Source organism: Curtobacterium sp. UCD-KPL2560 (assembly GCF_001705035.1).
In the GTDB taxonomy this organism is placed as follows: Bacteria; Actinomycetota; Actinomycetes; order Actinomycetales; family Microbacteriaceae; genus Curtobacterium.
Genome location: NZ_MCIG01000122.1, coordinates 1 through 5133 on the forward strand (window position 1 = coordinate 1; position 5133 = coordinate 5133).

Annotated in this window: 3 protein-coding genes and 1 pseudogene; 3 read left to right on the forward strand and 1 reads right to left on the reverse strand. The window is 72.7% G+C overall.

Annotated elements, in window-relative coordinates; translation table 11 throughout:
• Positions 1–285 (reverse strand): annotated as a pseudogene (locus tag BEP24_RS18090) (hypothetical protein); the annotation flags it as partial.
• Here BEP24_RS18090 and BEP24_RS15790 point away from each other — a divergent pair.
• From BEP24_RS15790 to BEP24_RS15800, 3 genes are all read left to right on the forward strand, one after another.
• Positions 265–1455, forward strand: coding sequence for an HRDC domain-containing protein (locus BEP24_RS15790; RefSeq protein ID WP_065965053.1), 1191 nt, complete (start codon positions 265–267; stop codon positions 1453–1455). The pseudogene BEP24_RS18090 and the gene BEP24_RS15790 sit on opposite strands and share 21 nt — an antisense overlap.
• Before the next feature lie 126 nt (positions 1456–1581).
• Positions 1582–2793: a thiolase family protein gene (locus BEP24_RS15795; protein ID WP_065965055.1), complete on the forward strand. Its 1212-nt coding sequence runs from the start codon at positions 1582–1584 to the stop codon at positions 2791–2793.
• 2 nt (positions 2794–2795) lie between these two features.
• Entirely contained in the window at positions 2796–4934 is a 2139-nt protein-coding gene (locus BEP24_RS15800) for a 3-hydroxyacyl-CoA dehydrogenase NAD-binding domain-containing protein (RefSeq protein ID WP_065965058.1), read from the forward strand.
• Positions 4935–5133 lie beyond the last annotated feature (199 nt).

The window sequence follows — 5133 nt, forward strand, 5'->3', positions numbered from 1 at the left end:
CTCCTCGGCGGCGATGCGCGACTTGCCCGCGACGTCGAGCTCGGTCGCGAGCGCGTCGCGGAGGTCGGGGAGCAGCTCGACGTCGAGCGCGGCGTAGACCAGCCAGGCCTGGGGCAGTGGTCGGGTCGCACCGCAGCGTCCGGCGACGCCGCTGCCTCCGGTCGCACCGCAGCGTCCGGCGACGCCGCTCCGACGGGCCGCACCACGCGCGGCGGCGGCGCCACGCGTCCGGCGGACCCGGCGTTCGAGGCCGCGCACGCCACGGTGCACGTCATCGAGGAGCACGACGAGTACCTCGAGGCCGTCCGCGCGATCGCCGCCGGCCACGGGCCCGTCGCGGTCGACGCCGAGCGCGCCAGCGGCTACCGGTACTCGCAGCGGGCGTACCTCATCCAGGTCTTCCGCCGCGGCGCGGGCGCCTTCCTGTTCGACCCGATCGCGATCGGCGACCTCTCCGAGCTGCAGGACGCGATCGTCGACGAGGAGTGGCTGTTCCACGCCGCCTCGCAGGACCTGCCCTGCCTGCAGGAGGTCGGCCTGGTCCCGACCCGCATCTTCGACACCGAGCTCGGGGCCCGCATCGCCGGGTTCCCCCGCGTGGGCCTCGGAGCGGTCGTCGAGCAGCTGCTCGGCATCACGCTCGCCAAGGCGCACTCGGCCGCCGACTGGTCGACCCGACCACTGCCCCAGGCCTGGCTGGTCTACGCCGCGCTCGACGTCGAGCTGCTCCCCGACCTCCGCGACGCGCTCGCGACCGAGCTCGACGCCGCGGGCAAGTCGCGCATCGCCGCCGAGGAGTTCGCGGCGGTCCTCGCACGGGCCCCGAAGCCGCCCCGCGCCGAGCCCTGGCGTCGCCTGTCCGGCATGCACGCCCTGCGCGGTGCACGGGCCCTCGCGATCGCCCGGGCGCTGTGGACGGCCCGTGACGCGTTCGCGCGCGAGACCGACGTCGCGCCCGGCCGGACGATCCCGGACTCCGCGATCGTCGCCGCCGCCGCTGCCGCCCCCACGACGAAGGCCGAGCTCAGCGCGGTCAAGGCCTTCACCGGCCGCGCGAGCCGCTCCGAACTCGACCGCTGGTGGGCCGCCGTGGAGGAGGGCCGCACGACGGACGACCTGCCGAAGCTCCGCGGCTCCGGCGAGGCCACGCTGCCGCCGCCCCGCGCCTGGGCGGAGCGCAACCCGGAGGCCGACCGCCGGTACAAGGCGGCCCGTGCGGCGGTCGTCGCCCGGGCGGAGGAGCTCGACCTGCCCGTCGAGAACCTGCTCACGCCGGAGACCCTCCGCGTGGTCTCGTGGGACCCGCCGAAGCCGATCGCGACCGAGACCGTGGGCGCCGCCCTCGCGTCCCACGACGCGCGGCCGTGGCAGGTCGAGGAGACCGCTTCGCTCATCGCACACGCCTTTGTCGCAGACGCACAGGAGCCTGCTGCGGAGAGCAACACCGACTCGTAGGAACACCCCAACGGGCATGCGTCCGCCCAGCCTCGGGGCATAGCGTCGAGGCCGTCGCCGGGTGCAGCCCGGCAGGTCGGGGCGACAGGTGTCCCGACTCGATCAGTGAGGATCTGGAGGCCCAGATTGCCCAAGGCATCAGACGTCGTCTTCGTGGACGGCGTTCGCACCCCGTTCGGACGAGCAGGCGAGAAGGGGGTGTTCTGGAAGACCCGCGCGGACGACCTCGCGGTCCACGCGATGCGCGGGCTCCTCGACCGGAACGCCCAGCTCGACGGAGCGGCGGTCGACGACGTCGCCGTGGCCGCCACCACCCAGCAGGGCGACCAGGGCCTGACCCTCGGCCGGACCGTGGGCATGCTCGCCGGGCTGCCGAAGTCGGTTCCCGGCTACGCCATCGACCGCATGTGCGCGGGCGCCATGACGAGCGTCACGACGCTCGCCGGCGCGATCGCCTTCGGCGCCGCGGACGTCGCGATCGCCGGTGGCGTCGAGCACATGGGTCGCCACCCGATGGGGTTCAACGCGGACGTCAACCCGCGCTTCGTGGCCGAGCGCATGGTCGCGAGCGACGCCCTCGTCATGGGCAGCACGGCCGAGCGCCTGCACGACCGTTTCCCCGCCATCACGAAGGACCGCACCGACGCCTTCGCCGTCCAGTCCCAGCAGCGCTACGCCGCTGCCTGGGGCGCCGGCAAGCTGCAGCCCGACGTGGTCCCCGTCGAGGTCAACACCGGACAGGGCTGGGACGTCGTCACGGCGGACGAGCCGCCGCGACCGGGCACCACCCTGGAGGCGCTGGCCGCCCTGCGCACGCCGTTCCGGCCCCACGGACGGGTCACCGCCGGCAACGCGGCAGGCCTGAACGACGGCGCCACGATGAGCCTGCTCGCGTCCGAGGAGGGCGCCAAGCAGCACGGCCTGCCGACGAAGATGCGCATGGTCTCGTTCGCCTTCGCGGGCGTCGACCCCGAGGTCATGGGCATCGGCCCGGTCCCCGCGACCGACAAGGCGCTCCGCAAGGCCGGGCTGACGATCGACGACATCGGTCTGTTCGAGATCAACGAGGCGTTCGCCGTCCAGGTGCTCGCCTTCCTCGACAACTACGGCATCGCGCAGGACTCCCCGAACGTGAACGCCTGGGGCGGCGCGATCGCCGTCGGGCACCCGCTCGCGTCGAGCGGTGTCCGGCTCATGAACCAGCTCGCGGCGCAGTTCGCCGAGCGGCCGGACGTCCGGTACGGCATCACCACGATGTGCATCGGGCTCGGCCAGGGCGGGACCGTCATCTGGGAGAACCCGAACTTCAGCAAGAGCGCGGCACGGAAGGCGGCCTGAGCATGACCACCACCCCGATCGACCAGCTGACCGCGCTGAGCGAGGACGAGGTCGTCACGCACTCGTACGTCAAGCACGTGGCGCTGCCCTCCGGTGGCACCCTCGCGCTCATCACGCTCGACAACGGCAAGGACTACAAGCGTCCGTCGACGCTCGGCCCGCGCACCATGCGCGAGCTGTCCGACGTGCTCGACACCCTGCGCGACGAGGCCGCGAAGGGCGACGTCCAGGCCGTCGCGATCACCGGCAAGGAGTACTGCTTCGCCGCCGGCGCCGACCTGTCGCAGGCCGCGGCGCTGCCGTCCCGCGAGGTCGCACACGAGCTCGGCGTGCTCGGGCACGCCACGCTTCGGAAGTTCAGCGAGCTGGGGGTGCCCTCGTTCGCGTTCGTGAACGGGATCGCCCTCGGCGGCGGCCTCGAGGTCGCGCTGCACTGCACCTACCGGGTGTTCTCCTCCGCAGCGCAGGGCATCGGTCTGCCCGAGGTGTTCCTCGGGATCATCCCCGGCTGGGGCGGCGCGACGCTGCTCCCCCGCCTGATCGGTCCGGAGAAGGCGCTCCGCGTCATCGTCGAGAACCCGCTCAAGAACAACCGTCTGATGGACGGTCCGGCCGCGGTCGAGATCGGCATCGGCGACGCCCTCATCCCGTCGGTCACGTTCCTGCCCTCGGCGGTCGCGTGGGCCGACGGCGTCGTGTCCGGTCGGACGAAGGTCAAGCGCGCCAACGAGCCCGGGATGCTCGAGAAGGCCGCGTGGGGCACGGTCGTCAAGGTCGCCCGCCAGCAGGTCGCGTCGAAGATCGGCACGGTGCCGAAGTCGCCGTTCCGCGCGCTCGACCTCGTCGCCGCCGCGAAGTCCGGCTCGCTCGAGGAGCGCTTCGCGGGTGAGGACGACGCACTCGCCGACCTCCTCGCCGGGGACCAGTTCGCGGCGTCGATGTACGCGTTCGACCTCGTCCAGAAGCGCGCGAAGCGTCCGGTGGGTGCCCCCGCCGACGTCGAGGCGAAGAAGATCACGAAGGTCGGTGTCCTCGGCGCCGGGCTCATGGCGTCGCAGTTCGCGCTCCTGTTCGCCCGCCGCCTCGGTGTGCCGGTCGTCATCACCGACGTCGACCAGGCGCGCGTGGACGCGGGTGTCGAGCGCATCCGCGGCGAGGTCGCCAAGCTCCGCGAGAAGGGGCGCATCTCCCCCGACGACGCGAACCGGATCTCGGCGCTCGTCAGCGGTTCCGTCTCCTACGACGCGTTCGCGGACGCCGACTGGGTCATCGAGGCCGTCTTCGAGGAGATGAGCGTCAAGCAGGAGGTGTTCCGGAAGATCGAGCAGGTCATCGCCCCGGACGCGATCCTGGCGACGAACACGTCCTCGCTGTCGGTGACCGAGATGGGCTCGGTCCTGTCCGACCCGTCGCGGCTCGTCGGCTTCCACTTCTTCAACCCGGTCGCCGTGATGCCCCTGCTCGAGGTCGTCCGGACCGAGCAGACATCGGACGAGACGCTGGCAACCGCGCTGGCCGTCGCGAAGACGCTCAAGAAGACCGCGATCATCACGGCCGACCAGCCGGGCTTCGTCGTGAACCGGGTGCTCGCCCGTGTCCTCGGCGAGGCCATGCGCGGCGTCGAGGAGGGCACCTCCTTCGAGACCGTCGCCGAGGGTGCGGCACCGCTCGGCCTCCCGATGTCGCCCTTCGAGCTGCTCGAACTGGTCGGCCTGCCGGTCGGCGCACACGTGCTCGACTCGCACCACGCCGCCTGGCCGGAGCGCTTCTACCCCGGTGACGGGCTGAAGCGGATCGCCGAGCACGGGACGATCCTGACCCGCGACAAGAAGGGCAACGCGACCGGGTACGACCCCGCTGCCGTGAAGCTCGTCGCACCCGCGAAGAAGGACGCGAAGCCGGTCGACGCCGCCGAGATGCAGCGCCGGTTCGAGGACGCCCTGGCCGACGAGGTGCACCGCATGCTCGAGGACCACGTGGTCGAGCACGTCGAGGAGATCGACCTCGGTCTGATCCTCGGCGCCGGTTACCCGTTCCAGGCCGGTGGCATCAGCCCGTACCTCGACCGTTCCGGTGCCTCGGAGCGGGTCTTCGGCGGCACGTTCCACGACCCGGCGATCGTCGGCCCCGCCTCGCGCTAGCCGCGCCCTGCACGAGCGGAAGCAGCTCGCGCCACGGATCCCCGTGGCGCGAGCTGCTTCCGCTTGTGCGCGAGCACGTCGCGCCGCCGAGCGGCGCCAGCGGCGCCGAGCGGCGCCAGCGGCGCCGAGCGGCGCCAGCGGCGCCGAGCGGCACGCCGCCGCGGCCGCCCCAACCCCCGCACAACGGAAAGCACCGCGC